The organism is Melioribacteraceae bacterium 4301-Me (assembly GCA_041538185.1).
In the GTDB taxonomy this organism is placed as follows: Bacteria; Bacteroidota; Ignavibacteria; order Ignavibacteriales; family Melioribacteraceae; genus Pyranulibacter; species Pyranulibacter aquaticus.
The window spans coordinates 187,623-214,085 of sequence record JBGORM010000004.1; the positions used below are offsets into that span (position 1 = coordinate 187,623).

At 32.4% G+C, this 26,463-nt stretch carries 23 protein-coding genes; 16 read left to right on the forward strand and 7 right to left on the reverse strand.

Annotated elements, in window-relative coordinates:
• Positions 1-2 precede the first annotated feature (2 nt).
• Genes ABRY23_08610 through aroA form a run of 3 tightly spaced genes read left to right on the forward strand, consistent with a single transcriptional unit; the run spans position 3 to position 2,099 of the window.
• Positions 3-242, forward strand: coding sequence for a type II toxin-antitoxin system HicB family antitoxin (locus ABRY23_08610; protein MFA3783109.1), 240 nt, complete (start codon positions 3-5; stop codon positions 240-242).
• Positions 226-825, forward strand: a complete 600-nt coding sequence (locus ABRY23_08615) for a TrmH family RNA methyltransferase (GenBank protein MFA3783110.1) — start codon at positions 226-228, stop codon at positions 823-825. The genes ABRY23_08610 and ABRY23_08615 overlap by 17 nt, the downstream gene beginning before the upstream one ends.
• Positions 822-2,099, forward strand: coding sequence for a 3-phosphoshikimate 1-carboxyvinyltransferase (gene aroA, locus ABRY23_08620; protein ID MFA3783111.1), 1,278 nt, complete (start codon positions 822-824; stop codon positions 2,097-2,099). The genes ABRY23_08615 and aroA overlap by 4 nt, the downstream gene beginning before the upstream one ends.
• Here the strand turns inward: aroA and bshC are convergent.
• Positions 2,096-3,721, reverse strand: coding sequence for a bacillithiol biosynthesis cysteine-adding enzyme BshC (bshC, locus tag ABRY23_08625; protein ID MFA3783112.1), 1,626 nt, complete (start codon positions 3,719-3,721; stop codon positions 2,096-2,098). The genes aroA and bshC overlap by 4 nt on opposite strands.
• A 269-nt stretch (positions 3,722-3,990) precedes the next feature.
• Here bshC and ABRY23_08630 point away from each other — a divergent pair, with 269 nt between their 5' ends.
• Complete coding sequence (locus tag ABRY23_08630) at positions 3,991-4,791, forward strand: DUF6662 family protein (protein MFA3783113.1); 801 nt, start codon at positions 3,991-3,993, stop codon at positions 4,789-4,791.
• Complete coding sequence (locus tag ABRY23_08635; GenBank protein MFA3783114.1) at positions 4,788-5,024, forward strand: hypothetical protein; 237 nt, start codon at positions 4,788-4,790, stop codon at positions 5,022-5,024. Before ABRY23_08630 ends, ABRY23_08635 begins: the two co-directional genes overlap by 4 nt.
• Before the next feature lie 73 nt (positions 5,025-5,097).
• Here ABRY23_08635 and ABRY23_08640 read toward each other — a convergent pair whose 3' ends face one another.
• The 4 genes from ABRY23_08640 to ABRY23_08655 all read right to left on the reverse strand — a co-directional run bounded on the left by ABRY23_08640 (position 5,098) and on the right by ABRY23_08655 (position 11,064).
• A complete protein-coding gene (locus ABRY23_08640) occupies positions 5,098-7,053 on the reverse strand; it encodes an ABC-F family ATP-binding cassette domain-containing protein (protein MFA3783115.1) in 1,956 nt (651 codons plus the stop codon).
• An 11-nt stretch (positions 7,054-7,064) separates the two neighbouring features.
• The gene (locus ABRY23_08645) at positions 7,065-9,287 is read right to left on the reverse strand and encodes a two-component regulator propeller domain-containing protein (GenBank protein MFA3783116.1); all 2,223 of its coding nucleotides are present in this window, start codon (positions 9,285-9,287) and stop codon (positions 7,065-7,067) included.
• A 266-nt stretch (positions 9,288-9,553) separates the two neighbouring features.
• Entirely contained in the window at positions 9,554-10,378 is an 825-nt protein-coding gene (locus tag ABRY23_08650; protein MFA3783117.1) for a PHP domain-containing protein, read from the reverse strand.
• A gap of 8 nt (positions 10,379-10,386) precedes the next feature.
• On the reverse strand, positions 10,387-11,064 hold the full coding sequence (locus ABRY23_08655; GenBank protein ID MFA3783118.1) for a Crp/Fnr family transcriptional regulator: 678 nt from the start codon (positions 11,062-11,064) through the stop codon (positions 10,387-10,389).
• 185 nt (positions 11,065-11,249) lie between these two features.
• Between ABRY23_08655 and gap the strand changes: the two genes are divergently transcribed.
• From gap to ABRY23_08675, 4 genes are all read left to right on the forward strand, one after another.
• Positions 11,250-12,323: a type I glyceraldehyde-3-phosphate dehydrogenase gene (gene gap, locus ABRY23_08660; protein ID MFA3783119.1), complete on the forward strand. Its 1,074-nt coding sequence runs from the start codon at positions 11,250-11,252 to the stop codon at positions 12,321-12,323.
• A gap of 92 nt (positions 12,324-12,415) precedes the next feature.
• On the forward strand, positions 12,416-13,615 hold the full coding sequence (gene pgk, locus ABRY23_08665) for a phosphoglycerate kinase (protein ID MFA3783120.1): 1,200 nt from the start codon (positions 12,416-12,418) through the stop codon (positions 13,613-13,615).
• Positions 13,616-13,777: 162 nt separating this feature from the next.
• Positions 13,778-14,707: a rhomboid family intramembrane serine protease gene (locus tag ABRY23_08670; protein MFA3783121.1), complete on the forward strand. Its 930-nt coding sequence runs from the start codon at positions 13,778-13,780 to the stop codon at positions 14,705-14,707.
• On the forward strand, positions 14,685-15,008 hold the full coding sequence (locus ABRY23_08675) for a hypothetical protein (protein ID MFA3783122.1): 324 nt from the start codon (positions 14,685-14,687) through the stop codon (positions 15,006-15,008). Before ABRY23_08670 ends, ABRY23_08675 begins: the two co-directional genes overlap by 23 nt.
• Before the next feature lie 3 nt (positions 15,009-15,011).
• Here the strand turns inward: ABRY23_08675 and ABRY23_08680 are convergent, their stop codons facing one another.
• Positions 15,012-17,603 carry a RecQ family ATP-dependent DNA helicase gene (locus ABRY23_08680; GenBank protein ID MFA3783123.1) on the reverse strand — a complete coding sequence of 864 codons (2,592 nt, stop codon included), beginning with the start codon at positions 17,601-17,603 and terminating at the stop codon, positions 15,012-15,014.
• A 151-nt stretch (positions 17,604-17,754) separates the two neighbouring features.
• Between ABRY23_08680 and ABRY23_08685 the strand changes: the two genes are divergently transcribed.
• From ABRY23_08685 to ABRY23_08715, 7 genes are all read left to right on the forward strand, one after another.
• A complete protein-coding gene (locus ABRY23_08685) occupies positions 17,755-18,687 on the forward strand; it encodes an ATP-binding cassette domain-containing protein (GenBank protein ID MFA3783124.1) in 933 nt (310 codons plus the stop codon).
• A 1-nt stretch (position 18,688) separates the two neighbouring features.
• Positions 18,689-19,516 (forward strand): ABC transporter permease, encoded by an 828-nt coding sequence (locus ABRY23_08690; protein MFA3783125.1) that lies wholly within the window; start codon positions 18,689-18,691, stop codon positions 19,514-19,516.
• Positions 19,517-19,599: 83 nt separating this feature from the next.
• Positions 19,600-20,535, forward strand: a complete 936-nt coding sequence (locus tag ABRY23_08695; protein MFA3783126.1) for a 3-hydroxyacyl-CoA dehydrogenase family protein — start codon at positions 19,600-19,602, stop codon at positions 20,533-20,535.
• A 14-nt stretch (positions 20,536-20,549) separates the two neighbouring features.
• Positions 20,550-21,770, forward strand: coding sequence for an acetate/propionate family kinase (locus ABRY23_08700; protein MFA3783127.1), 1,221 nt, complete (start codon positions 20,550-20,552; stop codon positions 21,768-21,770).
• Between the two features lie 87 nt (positions 21,771-21,857).
• On the forward strand, positions 21,858-22,454 hold the full coding sequence (locus ABRY23_08705; protein MFA3783128.1) for a MarC family protein: 597 nt from the start codon (positions 21,858-21,860) through the stop codon (positions 22,452-22,454).
• A gap of 4 nt (positions 22,455-22,458) precedes the next feature.
• On the forward strand, positions 22,459-23,250 hold the full coding sequence (locus ABRY23_08710) for an SDR family oxidoreductase (protein ID MFA3783129.1): 792 nt from the start codon (positions 22,459-22,461) through the stop codon (positions 23,248-23,250).
• Positions 23,251-23,318: 68 nt separating this feature from the next.
• On the forward strand, positions 23,319-24,884 hold the full coding sequence (locus ABRY23_08715; protein ID MFA3783130.1) for an FAD-dependent protein: 1,566 nt from the start codon (positions 23,319-23,321) through the stop codon (positions 24,882-24,884).
• A gap of 274 nt (positions 24,885-25,158) precedes the next feature.
• On the opposite strand, the gene ABRY23_08720 is transcribed toward ABRY23_08715, so the two are convergent.
• A complete protein-coding gene (locus ABRY23_08720; GenBank protein ID MFA3783131.1) occupies positions 25,159-26,391 on the reverse strand; it encodes a C1 family peptidase in 1,233 nt (410 codons plus the stop codon).
• Between the last annotated feature and the right edge of the window lie 72 nt (positions 26,392-26,463).

Below are 26,463 nucleotides of genomic sequence, written 5' to 3' on the forward strand. Positions count from 1 at the left end.
AAGTGGTTCTTGATTTAATAATTACAAAAAATGTAGATGGTTATAGTGCTGAAGTACCCTCTCTTAAAGGTTGTGAATCGTGGGCTCACAATGAAGATGTTTTGATAGAAAAAATTCTGGAACTAGTACGATTTTATCTGAAATTACCTAATAATAAAAAAATTATTATTGACAAGGCGCGAAAGGTAGGAAATATTACTGTATATAAACTAGTTTTTGATAAATATGATGAGAGGATTTAAGACACAAAAAAGATTGGAGAAAATTATTAAAGCGGCTTCAGCTAGGCAGTTTACACTTAGATTAGTATTAGAAAATATTCACGACCCGCATAATGTAAGCGCAATTTTTCGCACTTGCGATGCTGTTGGCGTACAAAAAGTGTCATTAATTTACAATGTAGAAAAATTTCCTAAGATAGGGCGGGTTAGTTCTGCATCAGCAAATAAATGGGTCGAATTTGATAAATATGTGGATGCTAAAACTTGTTTTAACGAACTGCGTAATCAAGGTCTTAAGATTTACTCGACAACTTTAGATGAAAAAGCAAAGGATCTTTATTCATTGGATCTAACAGAAAAAGTTGCAATAGTAGTTGGTAATGAACATAGGGGAATATCTGACGAAGTAAGAAAATTATCCGATGAGCTTTTTTTTATTCCAATGAGCGGTATGGTGCAAAGTCTAAACGTTTCTGTGGCTGCTGCTGTTATTCTATATGAAGCTTTTAGACAAAGATTCCTTAAAGGCATGTACAGTGAAGAGTACGTTAACAAATACAAGACTGAAGTAGAAAATTTAATTGATAAATGGTGTGAGAAGTGATAAAGGAGTTTAACAGAGTAAACAGAGTTAATGGCGAATTGAAATTACCGGGTGATAAGTCTATTTCCCACCGTGCTGTTATGATTGCTTGTATGGCAGATGGAGTATCTGTAATTAAAAATTTATCTTCATCTGAAGATGTTAATTCTACCATTAAATGTTTTGAACAGCTTGGCTGTAACTTTGAAAAAAATCGCTCAACATTGAAAGTTTATGGTAAAGGATTTAAGGGATTTAATAGACCAACACAGACACTTGATTGTGGTAATTCTGGTACAACTGCAAGGTTGCTAACGGGAATTTTATCTGCTCAAGACTTTGAATCTGAATTAGTAGGCGACCAATCCTTATCAAAACGACCTATGCAAAGGATTGTTGAACCACTAAGGAAAATGAATGCGAATATATTTACTTCAAATTCGGGGACACTCCCTTTAAAAATTTATCCCTCTGTTTTAAAACCAATTGAATATGAAATGCCTGTGGCAAGTGCACAAGTTAAAAGCTCCATACTTTTTGCTGCTTTACACCTCAATGAAGAAAGCACTGTTATAGAAAATTTTTCTACAAGAGACCATACCGAAAAAATGCTTGGCTTAAGAACAAGTCAAAATAATAGTATGAAAAAAATTTATTCTTCAAAAAAATATTACCCTTCTTCTTTCGTGATGAATATACCATCCGATATATCAAGTGCATCTTTTTTTATGGTGCTCGCTTTGCTTTTGCCGGAATCAGAATTACTGCTTAAAAATATATCCTTAAATCCTACGAGAATAGGTGTTATAAAATTATTAAAAGAAATGGGGGGAAATATAGAAATTTTAAATGCAAGTCATGAAAAAAATGAAGAGATTGGTGATGTAATAGTTAAATCAAGCAAACTGAGAAACGTTGAAATTGATAAAGCAATTATTCCTAATATAATTGATGAAATACCAATTTTATCGATAGCTGGTGTTTTTGCTGAAGGCAGTTTTAAGATTACTAACGCAAGAGAATTGAGGTTTAAGGAGAGCGATAGAATAAAAGCTTTATGTGAGAATTATAAACTTGCCGGCTTGAAGGTAGATGAGTTTGATGACGGCTTTGTAGTAAATGGAAATTTATCTAATGAAACTGTAATGTTTAACAGCTACAACGACCATAGAATTGCTATGGCATTTGCAATATTGTCTACTCTTCTTCCGCAAGGCGGTAAAGTGACCGATTTTGAATGTGTGAAGATTTCAAATCCAAGTTTTTTGGAACAATTAAGCTTAATTGCAAGCTAAATTTCAATAATTTGGTGCTCAAACTTATTGATAGCTAATTCACTATAGATTCTCTTTAAAAGATCTAAGCCATACTTATTAGCAAAATAAAAAAAGTTAAGCTCGCGCTCTTGTAAATTGTTGTTAGGTAATAACGCATTACTTACTTTTTTGACTTGTCTAACTGCAACCTCATATTTTCTTTGTTCTGCTTCTTGAGTTTTGGCTTTAATCGCTTCAATTGTCTGCAAAATCTTTTCTTTTGACTTATCTATAATATCGGTAAGGGTTTTATCTATAGTAACTAAATTGTGATTAAGGTTACCCATTATTGAATTTATCTCTGTGATTGTGTTTTCAAAAATTGCATCGAGATTCAATTCCGAAAGCGAACTGATTACCATATTAACTATTTCTTGTTCTCCCTTGAATACATCAAAATAAGTAAGGTTATATTTCTCTAATATGTTCTTTATGCCTTTTTCAACAAGAGTGGCAGAGGCGCGGGGATATATAAATGGTTGTGCTATTTTATAGATTTCGTACATAGGAGTAATTTGTGCGAAGTAACTTATTTCACTTGGACCAGCAATATAAAATGCAGTTGGAAATAAATAGTCTTGACATATAGGACGTAAAATTACATTTGGACTAAACCTCTCAGGCTGAGAACTGAGTAAATTAATTAATTCTTCTCGCGAAAATTTTTTTCTTTTTCCTTTAAGTCTGTAATCGTTATCAGTTGGTTCAATCAATAGTCTTTCGTTGTTATCTATATAAAAGAGATTTATAGGTTTCACTTTTACTTGTGCATGGTAAGCATCTTCAAGTTCGGCGCTCCGTTCTACCAATTTGTCAGCATGAGAGCTGTACTCAGTAATCTCTTTTATAAATACAGGCTTCAATAATTTTTTTACCTCAGCGTCTAATGGATTAAAAATTATTAGTCCATATTCATCAAATAATTTGAATAGTAAATCTCTAAAACTTTGGGCAAATGTTTTACCTTCTGTGTAAATTGATTTTAATAATGTCATTAATTGTGGTTTAAATTCGCTTTCACGTAAATTATTGCTAAGATTATTTAGTAGTTCATTAAGACTACGGTTAAATAAAATTTCTCCTACAGAGCCCCTATTTTGTTCTTCTATTTGTCCATCATCATATTTTAAGGTAATAACGTTATTGTTGTTGTCAATGATGCTGGTAGTGCTTGCTTCATCAAAATCATGGTCATCACCCTCCATCCAAAAAATTGGAACGAAATTAAATGCATCAAAATTTTCTTTTAGATTGCTGCATAATTTTATAGCTGAAATGATTTTATAGATTGTGTACAAGGGTCCACCGAAAATCCCTAATTGTTGACCTGTAATAACAGCCAATGTGTTTGAAGACCTTAATAACTCTATATTGTTTAATGTTTGCTGAGTAGGATTGTTGTTGGCATATTGACTTTTTATAATGTTAATTAAATTTTCTCTGTTAAAGTTATTCTTAGCAGTTAGTAGCTTAAAAAATTCTTCATAACTGCTTGTATCGCGGTAATTTCTATGATAATATTTTGAAACACTCTCATTATTTTGAATGTAATCTAAAAACAACTTTTGATTATAAGGCAATTTTGCAAAATTAATAAACATTTATACCTCATCTTTATATTTAATTTATAATTAAAGAACAGCTTCTACTCAACAAATTATAAATTTAATTGCTAATATAACTTAAAAATTTATCAAATTTCCCCTCCATATTTTTAGTAAAAAACTACCATAAATTGCTTAAACACATCCTACTTCCGAATCGATTTTGATGATAAATGTTTTTTAAACAAAACCTTAATCGAGCTTGCAAATTTAATTATCTTTATTTAGATTAAGGCTAAATAATAATAAATATTTGTGAGGTATAAATGAAAATCAATAATAAACTTTTTCTTTTTTCAAATCTCATTTTTGCTGGTATCTTAATTTCTTCTTCTGTTGTAAAAGCTGACAAAAAATATTTTGCCAGGTCATACACTTCATATACATTGCCTGCAGGGGCCCTTGAACTGGAAATTTGGCAAACTGGAAGAATTTCTAAAGGCTTGGGCTATTATTCTCGCTGGCAGCCAAGAATCGAGTTTGAATACGGAATAACTGATCGCTTGACAGGGTCGATGTATTTAAATTTTAATGAGGTGAAATCTTCTGAGAATAACTATCAATCCAAACCTTTTAGTTTTTCTACTACATCTTTTGAACTTAGATACAGATTGTCCAATCCAAACCAGTGGCTAATAGATCCTGCTTTATATTTTGAATTGGCTTACGGTGGTGATAAGGTTGAATATGAACCTAAGATATTATTAACCAAAAGATTTGATAAGATTATTTCGGTTGTGAATTTTAATTCGGAAATTGAGAGAAATATAACTGAAAGTGAGACTGAGTCTGCTTTTGAAATCACTATGGGAGTAGCTTATGAACTGACTAATAATTTAGCTGTTGGATTGGAATTTAGGCAAGATAGAGGCTATGAAGATGTTTATGGTAGTGAAGTTAATCGCGCTAATTTTATAGGACCAGTTGTTAGTTTTCAGTCAGATAAATTTTATATTGTTTTCAATTTTATTGCTCAAATTAGTGGAAACCCAGCTTCAAATAGCAATTTGGAACTTATTGGTCATGAAAAATACGAACTAAGAACAATTCTTGGCATCGAGTTATGAAATACTTTTTTTTACTACTCTTACTAGGCGTAATAGCATGTTCGTCAACTGAATACTTTAACAGTAACGGTGAAAAATTGTATTATAATAAGTGTAGCGGTTGCCACAGATTGTATAAAAAAGATGAATTTACAAAGAGCAAATGGAAAGATATTATGGTCGTTATGAAAGAAAAAGCTAAATTGAGTGATGACGAAACTAAAGCTATTTTAAATTTTTTGACTGAAAAATGAATACAAAAAATTTGTGGGAATGATTTTTCTTCCTTAGGTCCAATTGATAAATTTTTCCAATAGGAATTTAGGTTTAGTTGTTCTGCAAAGATGAAAAGCTTGTTTCTATTAGCTCTAATTTGTTATTAAGGTTTGCCCATTCCTCAAATAATTTTTCGAGTTCATTTTTAATTCGGAAATATTCTATGTTTTTTTCTTTGGAAAGTAGGGGGTTGGAAAATACGTTATAATCACTTAGCTGGTTTTCCAACTCCTTTTTTTGTTTCTCAAGTCCTTCTATTTTTTGTTCAATTGCTTGAATAGAGGCTTTAATTTCTTTAGAGGCTTCGTATTTTTGTTGCCTAATTTCAGCTTCTTTACGCCTAAGGTCTTTTTTCGTAAGGTTCTTTACTTCGTATTTATCTTGATTGCTTTCTTTTTCAGAGAAATTTTCTCGTTTGCTTAAATAATAATCTATGTTACCATTATAGATTTTTACTCCGGCATTTCTTAACTCAAAAACTTTATTTACTATAGGATTTACAAAGTCAATATCATGAGTTACGATAACAAGAATACCGTTGTATTCAATCAATGCTTTTTGTAAAACTGATTTTGATGAATAATCGAGATGATTAGTAGGTTCATCCATTACAATTAAGTTAGCTGGAGTTAAAAGGAGTTTTATTAAAGCTACTCTGCTTTTTTCACCGCCGGAAAGGATATTAATTTTTTTAAAAACATCATCGTCTTTGAATAAAAAAGCACCTAAAATGGCACGAAGCTGCCAGATGGTGAGTTCTTCATTTAATTCTGATAATGTATCAAGAATATCTTTATCACTTGAAAGTTCGTCTGCAATTTCTTGAGAATAAAAGGAAGTATGAACATTATGTCCAAATATAATCTCTCCAAAATCATGTGTTAATTTCCCAGCTATTAACTTTGATAATGTGGTTTTGCCAGCACCGTTTGGACCGACAATTGCGATTTTGTCACCCCGTTCAATAGTAAATGACAGATCCTTAAGCACATAATTTTCATTAAAGGCTTTACTTACATTTCTAAATTCGACTGCAACCGCTCCACTTCTGGTTGGTTCAGGAAACTTTATATTTATTTCTTCTTCAGGCTCAGTTAATTCAATTTCATTTATTTTTTCTAATTGTTTAATTCTAGTTTGTACTTGTTTGGCCTTTGTAGCTTTATATCTAAATCGTTCAATGAATCTTTGAGTCTGCTTTATTTTTTTTGATTGTTCCTTAATTAATTTCTTCAGTGAATTTTCGCGTTCCGACTTAAAAACTAAAAAATCATTATAAGGTTTGTTGAAAAAAGTTATACTGTTGTTATATATTTCTAATGTTTTGTTTGTTACTTCATTAATGAAATGGCGGTCGTGAGAAACAACAATTAAAGCAGATTTTATGTTTTTTAAGAAATTAATTAACCATTGCAATGAATCAATATCGAGGTAGTTAGTTGGTTCATCTAATAGTATAAGATCGTTTTCACCCAATAAAATTTTTGCTAACTGAATTCTCATCTGCCAGCCACCCGAGAACTCATCAGTTATCTTGAAAAAATCGTCCTCATTAAACCCTAACCCAATTAATGTTTTTTCAATTTTCGAATCAATTGAATAAAAATCAATTTTTTCTTTAGTATGATTTAGTGCGCCAAGCTCATCTAACAATTTTTCTTTTTTCTCTGGGCTAATATTTTTTTTATTTAGTTCATTTAACAAGAATTTTTCGGTATCGATAATTTCGATTGCATCTTTTATTGATGATTTCACCTCATTAAATAATCTTTTTCCTTTTATTTCGGTTAATTCTTGCGGTAAATAACCAATCGATATTCTATTCTGTTTTTTTATTTCACCAGTTTCAGGTTGAAGTTGGCCTGCAAGTATTTTAAGAAAAGTCGATTTGCCGGAACCATTTGAACCAACAAGCGCAATTTTATCATTTTTGTCAATGTGAAGGTTGACATGTTCAAATAAGCTTTTTCCTAAGAATTGCATGGAAAGGTTAGTAATATCAATCATACTACTGAAAATTATTTTTTTATTACTGCAAGTTTAGCTGTTGAGACGTTATTTGCTTCTTCATCAAAAGCAAATATAATGTAGATACCAGAAGACACTAGATTACCAGATAAATCTTTACAATCCCAAAACGCTATTCTACCCCCTGGTGTTGATAAATCAGCTATAAGTTTACCATTAATATCATAAATTTTAATTCTGCTGTTTTTCACTAAACCATCAATAGTAATGGTATTGGCTTTGTTATTTGTGAGTATAATTGGATTTGGGTAGACAAAGAGTTCATTGAAGCTTTCTTTTGGTTGAATTGATGCAGTTTTAAGAGAAGATAAACCGAAATCAGTTCCAATGTAAATTATTCCATTTTTTTCATCTATAGCAATGCTTTTAATGTTATCACTTGGGAGTGGACTATTAGAAGCTGTAAAGTGATTAAAAAGCTGAAGACCATCTTGTGAGAGTAAATAAACGCCATTGTTAGTGCCAATCCATTTTTGATCTAGCGGGTCAACGGCAATAGCGGAAATAAATTGGTTTCTCAATGCAAACCCAACCGAATTAGTAATACTAGATAATGGATGTGTAACATCTTGAATTACACTTATGCCTTGGTTAGTCCCTACCCAAAGTTGTCCGCGCTTGTCAATGGTTAGCGTAGTAATTTCATCGCTTATCAAGCCGTTATTTTGATTTAAGTAACCCTGTTTATCATCAGTTAGATTAGTTATAGTGCCGTTTTCATTAAAATAATATAAGCCTCTATCGCCAAATGTTACAATAAACCATTTTGTATCGTATTGATCAATTGCAAGTTTACCAATTAGCTCGTTTTCAGTGATTAAAGGATTAGTAAAATTGTAGTGATAAAGTGAATCATTGGTTGTTAGTACGCTTAATGGCGTTCTGGAAGCCGATTGAAGATTTGTCATCCATGCATTTCCTTTTGAATCAGTTTTTATATCATATATAACTACGAAGTTTGGGTCCTTCGGAATGCCTACCAGAGAGGAGTTAAATGCACTGTAAGTTCGAAAAGTCCCATTTTTTAAGACACTAAAACCTTTACCCCAATTACAAAAATATTTTGTATTATCTGGTGCAGCGTAAACATTGTGGAATGCATTCGATAGGAAGCTATTTGTGTTACCTGTATTGTAAACTTTCCAGTTAGAGCCGTCAAATTCAAAAATGCCGATTCCAGATACGTCGTTGCCTGTTGCAACCCATAATTTTCCGTCGTTGTCTACAGCTAAATTAATAAAATGGTTGCTTTCTGGACCGTTTGGGAAAAGGAAGGTGATGTTACCGTTTTTGTATCTTAAAATTCCTTTGTTCGTTGCACAGTAAATTGTACCATCATTTTTAATTTTTATGGAATTAATTTTGATGCCATCATTAGAATAGATTTCAGTTGGTTGTCCATTTTCAATTAAAAATATTTTTGTGTCAGAAACTGCATAAAGCTTATTCGTATCAATAGAAGCAATTTGATTGATATTTGTCCCAGAGAGTGAAAACTGTTCCCAATTATTTCCGGCTAATCTAAATAGACCGTTATCAGTTGAGGCTAAAATTTTATTGCCAAACTTTCCAACAGAATTTATGACTGTAGCAGCAATTTGAGATTTTGTATAAAAATTATCCCAAGATTCGGGTGCAGAAAGGTTGGTTGCTCCTTGTTTTTGAATGGCAATGCCAAGTTCTGTAGCTGCGTATAAAAGCTTATCTTTAAAGATGAACTTAACTTTTGTCTCGGAAGCAAAGCTGCCAAGTTTTAAAAAAGAATCGTAGAAAGAACCATTGGCAGGATTAATCAATGAAATTCCAAAATCAGTAGCAACATAAATTGTATCGCCGACAGAAGAAATATTGTTTATTTGCTTTTGGCTTTTAGAACTGTTATAAATATCGAGTATTTTAATAATATTGGCGTTATTTGGATTATAAGAATTAATGTAGCCTTCTTGTGAGCCTATCCACACTTTACCCTCTTTATCTATGGCAATTGAAGTTAAAATTTGGCTACTTAATCCATCAGATTTATTAATGATTTTATAACTGCTGTCCTGTTCGCTAAACTTGAATATTCCACCGGAAGCAGCTGCCCAGAAACCATCATTTGTAATAACAAGTTCCATTGTTGTCTTCATATCTGAATAATTTTTCCAAACTCCAATTTCTTGTGCGAAAAAGAAAGTCGGAACAAGCAAATACAATAATAATTTTAAAAACATTTGGTAACCTTTTGTTTATAAGTTTATATATAGTAGAAAACTTAAAAGCAAATTTAATCCAAATTACTTATTAGTAAAAACTTGTTTAGTCAATTGAAAATTGCAATAATAAATTAATCAGGAATAAGCTTTTAGTTTGTTATTATTATTCGGATATTCACCTTAAACTTTTTAGCATAGCGGATAATTAAAATAGTCACTTATCAATTATTATTTTCTATTGAACAGCTTAGAGTAAAAATATTTCGATAGGGCACCTTGGAAGTCTATGAATTGTTTTTAATTAGCATTTTACGCATAGCATCTAATTGACTTTCGGTAATATAATATTTTCCTAAGTTTCCTTCATCATCTTTTTTGCCGCCATGATAATCCGAACCTCCAGAGCTTAAGAGACAATATTGACTTACGATTCCTTTAAAAAAACGAATTTGAGTTTCAGAGTGACTTGGATGAATAGTTTCTATTCCATCTATGCCGGATTTAATCAAGTAGTATAGAATTGAGTCCTTAATATTGCCTGGATGCGCAATAAATGATAATCCGCCTGCGTCACTAATTAATTTTAACGCACTTACTGGTGAGACATGGATTTTTTTTTCATAGGCAGGTGCATAATCACCAATATATTTGTGAAAAGCTTCATAATAGTCGTTTACCAGACCTAAATCAACCAATGCGTAAGCAATATGCGGTCTGCCGACGGCAGAGTTTTTGGCTTTTTCCATCACATGGTCAATTGTAATATTAAGTCCTAAATTTTGGAGTTTTTTAACTATTCTTTTTGCTCGGTAAAAACGTTCTTCTCTAAAAAATTTTAGGTATTTCTGTAATTCTTCGTTGGTAACGTCGATGAAATAAGCAAGGAGGTGAATTTCGTTGTCTTCGAGGTCGGTGCTAATTTCCAAACCTGGTATAACTTCCACATTAAGGTCTTTACCGCATTCAATTGCCTCTTTAATTCCGTCAACATTATCATGGTCGGTAATACTAATAATATTTAATCCAGCTTTAGCAGATTTTTGCACAACAGTACTAGGGTCGTAGGCGCCATCGGAATAATTTGTATGAATATGAAGATCGACTTTCAAGTTTTTTCTCAGCTGTAGATTTCTCTAAATTTTTCGTAATTAAGAATACGGAGTTTGCCCCCCTCTAATTCAATAAATCCTTTTTTCGCAAATGAATGAAGCACTCTTGATATTGTTTCTCTTGAAGTACCTGCCATGTTTGCTAAATCCTGTTGTAAAGGTAACTTTTCAATTTCTACAATACCCTGTTTAATTTTGCCTATATCGTCGGCAATTTGTAAGATTACAGTAGCAACTTTGCCTTCAGCATCTTTTAAAGAAAGTGCTTTAATTTTTATATCTGCATTTCTAAGTCTTTGTGTTAGCTCTTGCAGTAAAGCTATCGAAATTTCAGGATGTCCCTTAAGAAGGTTTAAGAAATCATTTCGTTGAATAATAAACAATTCTGTGTTTTCAATTGCTGTAACGGTAGCAGACCTGGTAAGTCCATCGAGAATTGCCATCTCGCCAAAAAAATCAGAATCCGAGAGTATAGTTAAAATTACCTCTTTACCATCAGTGCTTTGCCGAGATACCTTTACTTTTCCTTTAATAATTAGAAACATTGCTGTGCCAACTTCATCCTCTTGTAGAATAATACTGTCTTTATTATAATTTTTTCTTGTTCCTATTTGTTCAATCTTTGTTAACGTTTCGTCATTAAGATCAGAAAAAATGGGAACGTACTTTAAAAAATCTGATGGCATTAATAAATCTCCTTAATTTTTATCGACGCCCTCGTAGTTAACTTATAAATTTTAGCTGCTTTGTAATATAAATACATTTTTAATAAAAATTTAGTAAAAATTATCTTACCGTAAAATTGAAACGGCTTAATAATTTGGGTATATTTGAAATTAAAAAAACTATAAATACTTATTTGGAGGATAAAATGGCAGTAAAAGTTGGTATTAATGGATTTGGCAGAATTGGTCGTTTGGTATTTAATGCTATTGTTGATAAAGGGTTGTTGGGGAAAGAAATTGATGTAGTTGCAGTAGTCGATATTTCTACGGATGCTGGTTATTTTGCTTACCAGCTCAAATACGATTCGATTCATGGGAAATTTAAAGGGCAATTAAGTAGCGAAAAAAGCGACCCTTCTTTAGAGACTGACGATATACTCGTAGTAAATGGCAATAAAATTAAGTGTATTTTAGCTCAAAAGGAACCTTCTCAATTGCCTTGGAAAGAATTAGGGGTAGAATATGTTATTGAATCGACAGGTTTATTTACTAATTTAGAAAAAGCACAAGGTCATATTACTGCCGGTGCAAAAAAGGTAATAATTTCTGCCCCTGCTAAAGGTGGTAACATACGCACCTTTGTTATGGGTGTTAACGATAATGAATACAACCCTAAGGAACATCATGTTGTTTCTAATGCTTCGTGTACAACAAATTGTTTAACTCCAATTGTATACGTTCTCTTAAAAGAAGGTATTGGTATAGAAACTGGTTTGATGACAACAATCCATTCTTATACTGCTACTCAAAAAACAGTTGACGGACCATCCAAAAAAGATTGGAGAGGGGGCAGAGCAGCAGCAATTAATATTATACCATCGACCACTGGAGCTGCAAAAGCTGTAGGGGAAGTTCTGCCTGTAACTAAAGGTAAGTTGACAGGAATGTCATTCCGTGTGCCAACTGCCGATGTTTCTGTGGTTGACTTAACCTTTAGGTCAGAAAGAGATACTTCAATTGAAGAAATTGATTCACTGATGAAAAGAGCTTCAGAAACATATCTCAAAGATATTTTAGGTTATTGTAACGAGGAAGTTGTATCAACTGACTTCATACACGATTCAAGGTCATCAATTTATGATTCGTTAGCTACTTTGCAAAATAACCTGAAAGGCGAGAAAAGGTTCTTCAAAATAATTTCTTGGTATGATAATGAGTGGGGGTATTCTTGCAGAGTTGTTGATCTTTTAACAAAAATGATAGATGCGGACCATAAATAAATATTGCCTATAAATAATTAGACGCAGACAGCCTTTCCCCGATGGGCTCTGCGTCTTTTTTTATGTGATTAACTTGTTAACCTGGAGGAAAAATGAACAAGCTAACTATTGATCACGTTGATTTAAAAGGTAAACGTGTTTTAGTTCGAGTTGATTTTAATGTCCCTTTGGATGAAAACCTTAATATAACTGATGATACGAGGATAACAGCAGCTTTACCAACAATCAAAAAAATAATAGAAAAAGGCGGTAAAGCTATTCTTATGAGTCATCTTGGTAGGCCAAAAGGTACTGTAAATCCTAAATACAGTCTTAAACCTGTGGCTATTCGTTTAAGTGAACTTTTGGGCTGTGATGTAAGATTTGCTAAAGATTGCATTGGAGAGCAAGTAGAAAAAATTGTAAACTCACTTAAAGACGGAGATGTTTTGTTATTGGAAAATTTAAGATTTCATGCGGAAGAAGAAAAGAACGATCCCGAATTTGCAAAGAAATTAGCTTCTTTAGGTGACGTTTACATTAATGATGCTTTTGGCAGTGCACACAGAGCTCATGCTTCTACAGAGGGAATTACTAAGTATATTAAAATTTGTGCTGCAGGCTACTTGATGCAAAAGGAACTTGATTATTTGGGGAAAGCTGTTTCTTCGCCTGAAAGACCATTTACAGCAATTTTAGGCGGTGCAAAAATATCCGGTAAGATTGATGTAATTGAAAATCTGCTGCCAAAAGTAGATAATCTCCTAATTGGCGGTGGGATGGCTTATACCTTTTTTAAAGCTATGGGCTATGAAATTGGAAGATCACTTTTGGAAGAGGAAAAACTGCAGCTTGCTAAGGATATATTGAATAAATTTAACAGCTCAAAAGCAAATGTTATTTTGCCTAAAGATGTAGTAGTTGCTCCAGAGTTTAAGAATGAAGCGCCTGCCAAAATAGTCGATGCAAAATCAATACCTTCTTATGAAATGGGATTAGACATTGGACCACTAACAATAGAAGAGTTTAAAAATGTTATTCTTGGCAGCAAGACTGTTTTATGGAACGGCCCAATGGGTGTTTTTGAATTTGAAAACTATGCAAAAGGAACAAATGCAATTGCAGAAGCATTAGCTGAAGCTACTTCTAAAGGTGCTGTTACTATTATTGGTGGCGGTGATTCTGCTGCAGCTATTAAAAAAGCAGGCTTAGAAGATAAAGTTTCTCATGTATCAACTGGCGGCGGTGCTTCACTCGAATTTTTGGAAGGCAAAATTCTGCCCGGTGTTGCCGCTTTAACCAACATTGAGTAATTCTTACTTTGGCATTTAATCTTATACTCTTGCTTGAAGGTACTTTAATTAAGAAATAAGAAGATTATAGACGGCTTTCTATTTCTATGTTATTTAGTTTGAGTCTTTTTATTCTCATTAAAATAATTTAATTTGCATTAGGGATACAATAAGGGAAGTTAAATGGGTTTAGATAGTAGAGATTATTATAGGCCAACAGGCTTTGGAGGTTTTTCTTTTTTTCCCCCTGTAATAAAAAACTTAATAATCATTAATGTTATCGTCTTTTTTATTCAAATGATTTCCGACAATATTTCTTTTGGCGGTATACCAGCTTCTGTCTTGCTTGATCGATACTTTGCTTTAAATCCGTTGACGGGTTATTATCGCTATCCTGACATCCCTTATAATTTTCAGATTTGGCAGTTATTTACTTATCAATTTATGCATGGGGGTTTTACTCATATTTTGTTTAATATGTTTTTCTTGTGGATGTTTGGGATGGAGATTGAAAATTTAATGGGTTCAAGGAAGTTTTTAATATTTTATCTTCTATGTGGTTTAGGAGCGGGTTTAGTTCAGTTACTTTTGCCACCTTTATTTTCAGATACTCTTGCTCCAACAATTGGTGCTTCGGGTGCTGTATTTGGTGTAATGATTGCTTTCGGAATGTTTTTCCCAGATAGGTATATTTATATTTATTTCCTAATCCCTGTTAAAGCTAAGTATTTAATTGCTTTCCTTGTAGTTATTGAATTTATGTCGGTCGGTAACCAAAGTCTTATTGCTCATTTTGCACATATCGGTGGTGCATTAACTGGCTTTTTGCTGGTAATGTTAGATAGAAGCAATAATTTTAATGTGAATTGGTTATTTAATAAATTTAGAGGTCACAGGGGTGAAATAAAAACCCCTTTTAGAACCCGAAAGCGTTCAATTTACGACGATGATGAAATTCAAGAGGCTAAGTTTTATGATATTGACGATAAAAATGATGAAATAATTACTCAAGAGGAAATTGACAGAATCTTAGATAAAATTAGCCAGAGCGGTTATCAAAATTTAACTGAACGTGAAAAAAGAATTTTGTTTGAAGCTAGTAAAAGAAAATAATATTTATTTGCTTATTTGGATTTTTTGCTCATTAGTGTTGTTAATTAATGGATGTAAAAAATCGAGTCGTTATGATGTAAAATTCCTTTCTAAAATTTATGTTGAAAATTTAGTTATAAAACAAAAGTATAGCCAAGATTCTCTTAAAATCATGCAAGAAAGATTATTTAAAAATTACGGGATAACTCAAGAAGAATTTGAAAATGAATTAAACTCATTTGCTGATAATCAAAAAAAGTGGTCAGAGTTCTTTAACGAAGCCCAAAATTATTTAACTGAGATTCAACAAACTAAAAAGTAAAGGTCAAGAATATTTATTTTTGGCAAGCACAATACGAATTTTGCCGTAACTAATATTACTAGGTAAAGATTTTTTTAATTCTTTTAAGTCTGTTAATCCTCCTAAAATGTTCTTTTGTATTAAATCTAATTCATCTTTCTTGATTAGTGATTTAATATTTGTTTCGGGAAATAGTTCAATAATTGATTCAATTTGCATCGATACTACCGCTTCTGGCAATTTTACAAGTTTACAAATATCTTCTAATAAATATTTTTTATTTATCAGCTCATATATTTGTTTTATGTTCTGCGGAATATCTTTGTCAATAAATTTTTGATTTACTTTCTCCTTCTCAATAAATTCCTTTATAGCTGATAAGAAATTTTCACCCACCTTATTGAACATTCTTAACGTGAAGTTTTTAATTGACATTAATTCGCTTGGATTTTTAGGCCTGACCCTGACAATTTCTCTAAGTATTTCATCACTGCAAATCATATATGGAGGTTGGCTGAATTTATCAGATGCTTCTTGACGAATTGTTCTTAATTTATTGTAAAGTTCAAGGTCAGCTTCGTAATCGTGGCTGTTTTCTTGTTCGATTTCTTTTTCATCGGTGTTTTTTTCTGGTGCGGTTAAAAGTCCATTTTTGTTTATAATTTTCTTTTGGTCGATTAGTTCATTTAAACAGAATAATAATTCTTGCTCAGAAAAAAGTCTGCAGCTTCCAAAACTTGAAACAACACTGAAATTGTTCGAAGATTTATCACCTCTCAAAATATTAATTAGAGTTTTAGAATTTATTTCATTGTCGACTTCTAAAATTGTATCTAAAATAATTTCCTTAAGGTATTGGTTTTTTGTCGTAGATAATGGAGTGCTGCCAGTGCAGTTATCGCATTTGCGGCATTCAAAATTTTTTGCTTCTTCTCCAAAATAATCGATGATAAACTTAAATCTGCATTCGTTTGAATGAACAAATTCAATCATTTTGTTGAGTTTTTCTTTAGCATTATTTAACAGTGAATTAACTTGCTCAAGGTCCAGCAGTAGATTATCAATCTTGACCCTTGTCTTTAAAAATTTGATAGTAGGGAAAATTGACGGCTTTTCGAGTTCAATTATTCCTGAGTTAGATAACGCATCAAAACTTTCAATTAATTCTACTTTTGGTATTCCTAATTCGCTTGAGATTTTTTCAATATTTATTTGCTGCATTGATATAAAAAGTCTGTTGCCGTATTTTCTTAAAAGATAGATTATAATTTCTTTAAGATTATTGCTTAAAGATTTCCTTAAATAATTTTTAAGCTGATTTTCTTCACACGCGAATTTGATGTAGTGCGCTTTGTAATATTCATCTTTAATTGAAATGTATTCTGAGTTGGTTAGCACATTAAGAATTGACGGCAGAAGATTTTTATTTATGCCTTTGGATTCCAAGAATGATGTTAGGTTTTCATCTATAGGGATTTCTTTGTCGCTTATATTACCCAGAGCAATTTTTGCATAATCGTTTAGTAAATTATAAGTACGAGAAACCAATTCAAATGTTGGGTGGGAATTTAAAATAAGAAATTCTTGAATTGCTCTATCAAAATTATTGTAAAGCAGGTAAACTTTTGATTCGAGATTGTCTCTTCCAGCTCGTCCAATTTCCTGATAATAATTTTCAATTGAACCAGGCATGTTATAATGAATAATAGTACGAATATCACTTTTATCTATTCCCATTCCAAAAGCATTTGTAGCAACAATTACTTTTAGCCTGCCGCTAATAAAATCATCTTGAATAATTTTCCTTAATTGGGAATTTACCCCGGCGTGATAAAATGCTGCATTAATTTTGTTCATAACTAAATATTCCGTCAGCTCTTCAGTGTTTCTACGGGTTGCAGTATATATTATCGCCGGCTTCTTTTCCCTTGAAAGAATTTCGACACACTTTTCTTTTTTATTGTTTGTCTTAATTACATTTATGGAAATGTTTGCTCTTTCAAAACCTGTTACAAAAATTTTCGGCTCTTTTAAATTTAACTGCTCTATTATATCTTTTCTTACCTCTGGTGTGGCAGTTGCAGTAAAAGCTGAGACTTTATTTATTGAACAAAATTGTGCAAAGTCTTTAATTTTTCTGTAACTAGGTCTAAAATTGTGTCCCCATTGGCTTACGCAATGTGCTTCATCAACAAAGAGATATTCTGGATTTAGACTTTTAATTTTTTCAATAAAACTTTGATTTGTAAGTTTTTCAGGGGATAGGTAAAGAAGTTTAGTTTTGTTTAACGATATTTCGTTTAAAACTTTTTCAGATTCTCTGTAGTCTAATGTGCTGTTAATAAAAGCTGCAATAGATTGACTTTCGCCTGCATTGCGGCAAATATGGTTTAGGGAGTCAACCTGATCTTTCATAAGAGCAATTAATGGCGAAATTATTACAGCAAATGAGTTACAAATTAAAGCAGGAATTTGGTAGCAAATGGACTTTCCCGCACCTGTTGGAAGAATTGCTAATACATTGTTACCTTTAATTATTGCTTCAATGATTTCTTGTTGCCCGGGTCTAAATTTTTCGTATCCGAAATATTTTTTGAGAATATCAGTTAATTCCAATTTCGGGTTTCCCTTTATGTTGGTCAATTATAATTAACTGTAATTTCTATAACAAAAATAAGATAAAAAAATGTCGGTGATAAATAAAAACATTAAATTAGCTACACGATAAAACGTGTTCAATTAAAATCAATTAATAGTGAGAAATTTTATGAATGCTGTTGAGGTCTACGACATTACTAAAATCTATAACGGCGGATTTAGAAAGCCAAAGGTTGCTGCTCTTAAGAATTTATCTTTGACTGTGCCAGAAGGAACAATTTTCGGCCTGCTTGGACCAAACGGTGCAGGGAAAACAACTCTTATTAAAATTTTATTGGGAATAACTTATCAAACAAGTGGAGAAGCAAAAATACTTGGGCAATCTGTTACAGATTATAAAATAAAACATAGGATAGGTTATTTGCCTGAAAATCATAAATTCCCGCCTTACTTAACTGGCGAACAGTTATTGAAATTTGCTGCCAAATTAACCAATACTCAAGAAAAAAATCTAAATAAACGAATTGATGCACTGCTGTCACTTGTTAAAATGAGTAAATGGAAGAAAACAAAAATTAAAAAATATTCGAAAGGTATGATGCAGAGGATTGGATTAGCACAAGCAATGATAAACAATCCGGATTTAATTTTTCTAGATGAACCAACAGATGGAGTTGACCCAATTGGAAGAAAAGAAATTAGAGACATTCTTATTGATTTGAAGTCGCAAGGGAAAACAATTTTTCTTAATAGTCATTTACTTTCTGAAGTTGAACTTGTTACAGACCGCGTGGCAATTTTAAATAAAGGAACTTTAATACAAGAAGGTACAGTTGAAGAACTAACTACAGCCAAAGAGATATATAAAATTACTTTGGAATATAAACTTTCTGAAGAACACCTTAAAAAATTTTCAGAGTACTCAATAAAATATGAAGAAAATAATTCTTATGTGGTTAAAGTAACTGAACTGGCAAAATTAAATTCACTTATTGATGAGATAAGAAGAAATAACATCAATATTAAATCGATTGTACCTTTACGAAAATCACTTGAGGATATGTTTATTTCATTAATTAAAGAAACTGAAAAAGAGAGATAAGATGAAAAATATACTTACAATCACACAATTGACAATTAACGAAGCATTGGCAAGGAAAAATTTCATAATGTTATCTTTAATTTCAACTTTTGTACTTCTTATAATACTTGGGATTTTTGCTTCGACCGATGTAAATGGGCTGATTGGCTCAATTAAAATAGAAGGAGAAAATTTTAATGGTGATATGTTAATGCAGCTGTCACATTTTTTTAGACTGATTATAATTATGCCTTTGTTTGCTGGTGGACTGTTTTTGTCAATTTTCTCTGTTTCCAGTTTTATTCCACATTTATTAGAAAAAGGTAATATTGATATTTTTCTTTCAAAGCCAATTTCCAGGGCACAATTAATTTTAGGTAAGTATTTGGGTGGAATTATAGTTGTCTTAGTAAATGTTTTTTATCTTGTAGTAGGAATTTGGATATTAACCGGTTGGAAATTTGGTGATTGGAATGTCTCGTTCCTTTTCACCGCAGTATCGATTACTTACGCGTTTTCAGTTCTGTATGCATTGATAATTCTTATTGGCATAATTACTCAAAGTTCTATACTTGCAATGATGCTTTCGTATTTAATCTTTTTTGTGTTTTCTCCATTATTAGTTGATAGACAACGGATTGTTAATTTCTTCGGCGGTGGTAGCCTCTTAAAGACTGTTTTAGAAGCACTTTATTATTTAGTTCCTCAAACTGCTGATTTGGGTACTTTAACACGTAACATTGCAGTTAATAATTCAGTGAATACCTTTTTGCCAATCTACGTTTCTTTTATTTTCATCGTTCTTATTCTTTCTCTCAGTATTATTATTTTTAATAAAAAGGATTATTAAAACACCATATTTAATCCTAATTAGCGGTAAATTTGTGGTATATAATTTGTTTTATATTAACAAAAACTTATTAGCAGGTAATTATGGCAAATGAAAAGTTAAAATTAGAAGACCTTCTAGAAGGCGTTCAAAAAAATGAGGAAGATGGAAGGATTGAATATGTTGCTATAATAGGGGGTGGACAGATGGGACAAGGGATTGCTCATACTGTTGCAGCCGCTGGTTTAGATGTGTTGCTTATAGAAAAAGATGAAGAGCATATTCAAAAAGCTCAAGATGGTATTAGAGCTGAAATGGAAAGAGAAATTTCGCGTTGGGCAATGACCCAAAGTGAAATGAAATCAATATTAAGCAGAATAATGTGGTCGACAGACAAAAACGAAATACCCGAATGCGACCTTATTATAGAAGCTGTTGATGAAAATCTTGAGCTTAAGAAAAAAATATTTAGAGAACTAGATGAGATAGCAAGACCTGATACTATATTTATCTCAAATACTTCTACTTTGAGTCTTACTAAAATTGCTGAAGCAACAAAAAGAAAAGATAAAATTATTGGTATGCACTTCCTTAATCCAGTTCCAAAAGTTCCACTTGTTGAACTAGTACGAGCATTAGATACCTCAGCTAAGACTGTTGAAATCATAAAAAAATTTGCCGAGAGAATTGGCAAAACTCCAGTAGAAGTGTATGAATATCCCGGCTTTGTAACTACAAGAGCAATAGTTCCACTTCTTAATGAAGCAATGCATATTTTGTTAGAGGGACTTGCATCTGCAAAAGATATTGATACTGCTATGAAGCTTGGTTACAATTTTAAGGCGGGACCATTAGAAATGGCTGATGCCATGGGATTAGATGAAGTATTGGCATGGATGGAGTCTCTTTGGGCTTCGTTAGGTGAACCGAGGTTTAGACCTTGTCCAATCTTAAGGAAATTAGTAAGAGAAAGAAAACTTGGCAAAAAAACTGGTGAAGGGTTTTATAAGTATAATTCAGAAGGTAAAATTATAGAATAACTTTGGAGCAATGAATGAAAGTTCTCGTTTTAAATTGCGGCAGTTCTTCAATTAAATATCAGTTTATTGATACAGAAACAAAAATTGCTTTGGCGAAAGGCATGGTAGAACGAATTGGAATGGCGAGTGCTGTTTTAACTCATACTCCGTACGGCAAAGATAAAATAAAAATAGTTGGTGAAATTTTAGATCATACTATTGCAATTGAATATGTTATTGCTGTCTTGCTTAGCCCTAATCATGGTGTTATTAAAGACAAGAAGGAAATTGAAGCGGTTGGTCACAGAGTAGTTCATGGCGGCGAGACTTTTTTCAAATCTGCTTTGATTACCGACCAAGTTATGCAGGCAATAAAAGATAATATTGAATTAGCACCATTACATAATCCATCAAATATTAAAGGAATTAGAGCCACAAAAGAACATTTGCCGGACATACCTCAAGTAGCAGTTTTTGATACTGCCTTTCACGTTAAAATGCCGCCCTATGCTTATTTGTATGGAATCCCTTATGAACTTTACAGAAGATATAAAATACGTAGATATGGTTTTCATGGTACATCACATAGCTATGTTTCCTCTCGTGCTGCAGCTTTGATTGGTAAGCCAATTGAAGAACTAAAAATAATCACAGCCCACCTTGGAAATGGTTGTAGTATGGCTGCAGTTGATTGTGGCAAGTCAATTGATACAACTATGGGCTTTACTCCTCTTGAAGGTTTATTAATGGGTACTCGAAGTGGAGATATTGACCCCTCTGTAATCCTTTATATTATGGGTAAAGAAGGACTTTCTTTATCTGAAGCAAATACTTTGCTTAATAAACATAGCGGCTTAATTGGTCTTAGTGGTGAAAGTAGTGATATGCGTGAAATCGAGGAGGCAGTTAAAGAAGGTAATAAAAAAGCTATCAGCGCTCATGATGTTTTTTGCTATCGTATTAAAAAATATATTGGTGCTTACACGGCTGTGATGGGTGGTTTGGATGCTGTGGTTTTTACAGGTGGAATTGGTGAAAACTCTTCATTAGTTAGAAAAAAATCTTTGTCAAATCTTGAATACTTGGGCATTGAGTTAGATGACCAATTAAATGAAAATCCTTCAGGTGAAACACTAATTTCAAAGAGTAACTCTAAGGTGAAAGTCTTTCGTATTCCTACAAATGAAGAATTAGTTATAGCACTTGATACCGAACAGATTGTGAAGGAAGAAGCTGTATCAAAAAATTTGTTGTAAACTTTTGTTGGATTCTTTAGATATTTTTAATATTGCGAAAAACACTTTTGAACATTCCACAGTTTTGTAGTACAGAACAATTATTTTATGGATATAAACATATTCTTGTTGACATTTATACCTCTTTTTGTAGCTATGGATATTATAGGCACGACACCTATTTTTATTGGGTTCACTCAAGGTATTTCTTCATTCCAAAGAAAAAGGCTAATAATTGAAGCCTGCCTTGCAGCATTTATCGTTGCGATTGCTTTTTTGTTTGGCGGCAAAGCGGTGCTGCGCTTTTTAGGCATAACAATTAACGATTTTAGAATCGCTGGCGGGATGGTCCTGCTTACTCTTAGTATCTATGATATTTTATCTACTGCTTCCGATAGCAGACGAAATCCACATACAAATGTTGGTGTTGTTCCATTAGGTATTCCTCTTATTATGGGTCCAGCAGCACTTACTACAATATTAATTTTAGTAGATAAATATGGGTACATTCCAACTATTATATCGATGCTAAGTAATTTTATTATTGTTGTATTAGTCTTAGTTAATGCTAAATGGGTTGCGAAAGTACTTGGAGAAGGTGGCACTAAAGCTTTCGCTAAGATTGCATCCTTATTCTTGGCTGCTTATGCTGTAATGATGATCCGTGAAGGAATAAATATTATTATAGAAAATTTTAAAGGATAACTTTATGGAATTGAATTTAGTAAATAAAACAGTACTTGTAACTGCTTCGAGCAGTGGCATTGGCAGAGCAACTGCTGAACTTTTTATTAAAGAAGGCGCTAAAGTTGCAATTTGTTCAAGAAATAAAGACAACCTTGTTAAAGCTTCATCAGAAATTAAAGCCTCATTAAATGTTGAACCTCTTTGGATTGTCTGTGACATAAATAAGGTAACTGATATAGAAAACACAGTAAATGTAGTTAAGAAAAATTTTGGGAATGTTGATATTTTAGTTAATAACTGTGGAGGACCAGCACCTGGTTATTTTGAGGAAATGAAAGATGAAGATTGGGAGTTTGGATTTAATCAAGTTTTAATGAGTGCTGTCAGATTTACAAGATTGGTACTGCCTGGGATGAAAGAAAAAAAATGGGGCAGAATTATTAACATTACATCTGTCTCTGTTAAACAGCCAATCGACAATTTAATTTTGTCTAACGCTTTTAGAAGTGCTGTAACCGCTTTTGCTAAAACTCTTAGTTTACAAATAGGTAAGTACAATATTACTGTCAATAACGTAGCTCCTGGCTTTACCCTCACTTCAAGATTGTATGAGCTTGCAGTTAACAGAGCTAAACTAACTGGGGAATCTCATGAACGTGTATTAGCAAATATGGCAAATGATGTGCCTTTGAAAAGGTTAGCTAGCCCAAACGAGGTTGCTTCTTTAATAGTTTATTTAGCTTCTGAGCAAGCGGGATTTATTACAGGTTCTACTATAACAGTAGACGGCGGAATAATTAAATCAACTTATTGATAAATTTAGAATGCTGTATTAAGAAGTGTTATCTAAATTTTTTTGTAAAAGTTAATTATACGGCATTAATGAAAAAAGAATTGGAACTTATTGTTGAACCAAGCCTTATCAACAATTATGACCACCTGAAAAATTTATCTGCTCAAAAGCTAAAACTTAACATCGAAGATATTTCAGCAGTGCAGGTTATTCGTAAATCAATAGATGCTAGAGTTCGTTCTCCTGTTTTTAAATTAAAAGCAGTGGTTTATATAAATGAAAATCCCGCATCACTTTTTTATAAGACTGAATTTCACCGTATAAAGACAGATAAAAAAATTATAATAGTTGGCAGCGGGCCAGCAGGTCTTTTTGCAGCCTTAAGATTACTTGAACTTGGAATCAAACCTATTGTTTTAGAAAGGGGTAAAGATGTTAGAAATCGTCGAAAGGATTTGAGAGCAATACAGCAATTTGGCATGGTTAATTCGGATTCCAATTATTGCTTTGGTGAGGGAGGTGCTGGTACTTACAGTGATGGAAAACTTTATACAAGAGCTACTAAAAGAGGAAATGTAAACAAAATATTAAATTTATTTGTACAGCATGGTGCACCGCTTGAAATATTGATTGATGCTCATCCTCACATTGGTTCTAATCGACTTCCTAAAATAGTCTCATCAATTAGAGAGACTATAATTTCTAACGGAGGTGAACTTCATTTTAATTCCAGAGTAACTGATTTCATTGTTAAAAATAGAAAAATTTTGGGAGTTATAGTTAATTCAGAAAAAGAATTTCTGAGTAATGCGGTAATTTTAGCCACTGGTCATTCTGCAAGGGATATTTTTTACTTGCTGGATGAAAAAAATATTAGACTCGAACCTAAGCCTTATGCAATGGGTGTTCGTGTTGAACATCCTCAGGAACTAATCGATGAGATACAATATCATTCAAATAAAAGACACCCTAATTTGCCCCCAGCAAGTTATAATTTAACATGTCAAATAGATAAACGAGGTGTATATTCCTTTTGTATGTGTCCTGGCGGTATAATTATACCGGCATCTACTAAAGGTGATGAGCTTGTTTTAAACGGTATGTCTGTTTCCAAAAGAAATTCTCGCTATGCTAATTCTGGTTTAGTGGTTACAATAAATGAAAACGATTGGGTTAAGTATTCTTCTTTTGGTGTTTTTTCTGGTTTAGAATTCCAAAAGGAAATTGAAAAAAAGGCATACGTAGAAGGCGGAGGTAATCAGGTAGCCCCTGCCCAAAGAGTTACTGATTTTATTAAAGGCAGAACTTCTTCATCGCTGCCAGAGTCTTCATATATTCCTGGAACTACCTCTAGACCGCTTCATGAACTGTTTCCATTAAATATTGTAAAAGCCATAAAAAATTCGCTTTTATTGTTTGATAGAAAAATGAAAGGATACGTTACGGAAGAGGCCCTAATCTTGGCTGCTGAAACAAGAACAAGTTCTCCAATAAGAATTCCCAGAGATTCGAATACGTTAATGCATATTGATATTGAAGGGTTATTTCCTGCTGGAGAGGGTGCTGGTTATGCAGGTGGGATAGTCTCAGCTGCTATTGATGGTCAACGCTCTGCTGAAACTGCAGTTAAATTTATTTTGTCCAAAGATTCTTAGTTTTTTGTCTTACTGTTTAGTTTAAGCCCAAATTTCCTGTAGAATAATTTGTCATTCTATATAATTAATATTTAGGAACTTCTGAAAAAATTTAACCTGTCATTGATGTCAAAATCTATTTAGCTGGTAAAATATGCTTATGTTCTATTTCCTATAAAACTTACTTTTAATTACCATGATGTTTATTTGTATGTGTATCCCAGTTTGCTCAGAATAAATACTCCTAAAAAGCTATTTTTTCAGAAGCTCCAAAGATTTATACAAATTTAGTTGCTCACTTTAATTCTATAAAATTCTTAACTGCATCTTTGTGCACCATAAAGTCCATCATTTTTAATTTAACGTAATCATCACTAAAGAAATAATAACCTTTGTGTGGACCGTCAAAAGCGCTTGAGCCAGAATCTTTAATCAAATACCAGTCCTTACCATCTTTCCCTTCTTTGTAACCGATTAGGTGAATTCCATGGTCGTCAGTTGTAGTTCCATTAGAAAATCTAAATTCTCTTGAGCTGTCATCTATGTATTCAGATGGTATATCGAAAGTTGGAACCACGAAAATTTCCAAATCGGCATTTTTGCCAGGCTCTGAAACATCACCCCCTATAGCCAGTGTAAATCCATTTCTAATTGCATATTTTATAATTTTCATGAACGTATCAAGAGGTACGTTGTAATATTCTTTACTATGCCACCAATTATCGGGAACCGGGTACTCTACTTGCTCACCAAAAGGTTTTTCCATTAGGGAAAGAATGCAAACATAATCACTCAAATTTAATTTTAGATAATTATTTAAATATTCGAGTGGAGTATAAGTTTGTCCTTCAACAGTAAAGGATTTTGGTGGTTCGCCCATGTAATGGTTGAGTATTGATTTAATTGTTTCTACAACTTCTTTTTCATTCCATGCATTATTATTTTTTACGGATTCAAGGTAATCTTTCATTTCCTGAAACATTTTACTATGGTTGTAAACTTTTTGACCGGGAAGCATTCCATTATAAACTTCTTCGGGAACAATACCATACTGCGACCAAATCCTTGTTACTGCATTTGCCTCGGAGCCTTCGCCAAATTCAGAGTTTCCTCTTTCATCTACAAATCTTTTTGCTTTTTCGATATATTCCCAATATGCTGTGTACATTGGAGATAGTTTAACTTTTTTCTTAGTTAGTCTGTAAACTTCTGATTCAAAAAACGATGTAGTTGAAAATGACCAGCAAGTTCCTGTATTACCTTGGTTTTCAGGTGTTGAATGCCAGTAATACTTAAATTCTTCAAGTGATTTTGGTGCTTCAACTTTACTAAAATCCATTGTGAAAATTTTCTTCTCAGGCTTTTCTTTTTTTTCAAAATCTTGAATTTCTTTTAGTATCACGTTCTGAAAATACCCGGCTTTTCTTTCTACAAATATTCCTTTGTCTTTAATTTTTTCCTGAGGATAAACTTGTGCGGCTAATAGATAAAAACAAGCAAAAAGAAAATAACTGAGTAGCTTTTTCATTTTTTACCTCAATTTTGTGATTAATACTAATTGCAATTGTGAAAATATAGAAAATCTATTTGCTTTTGAAAT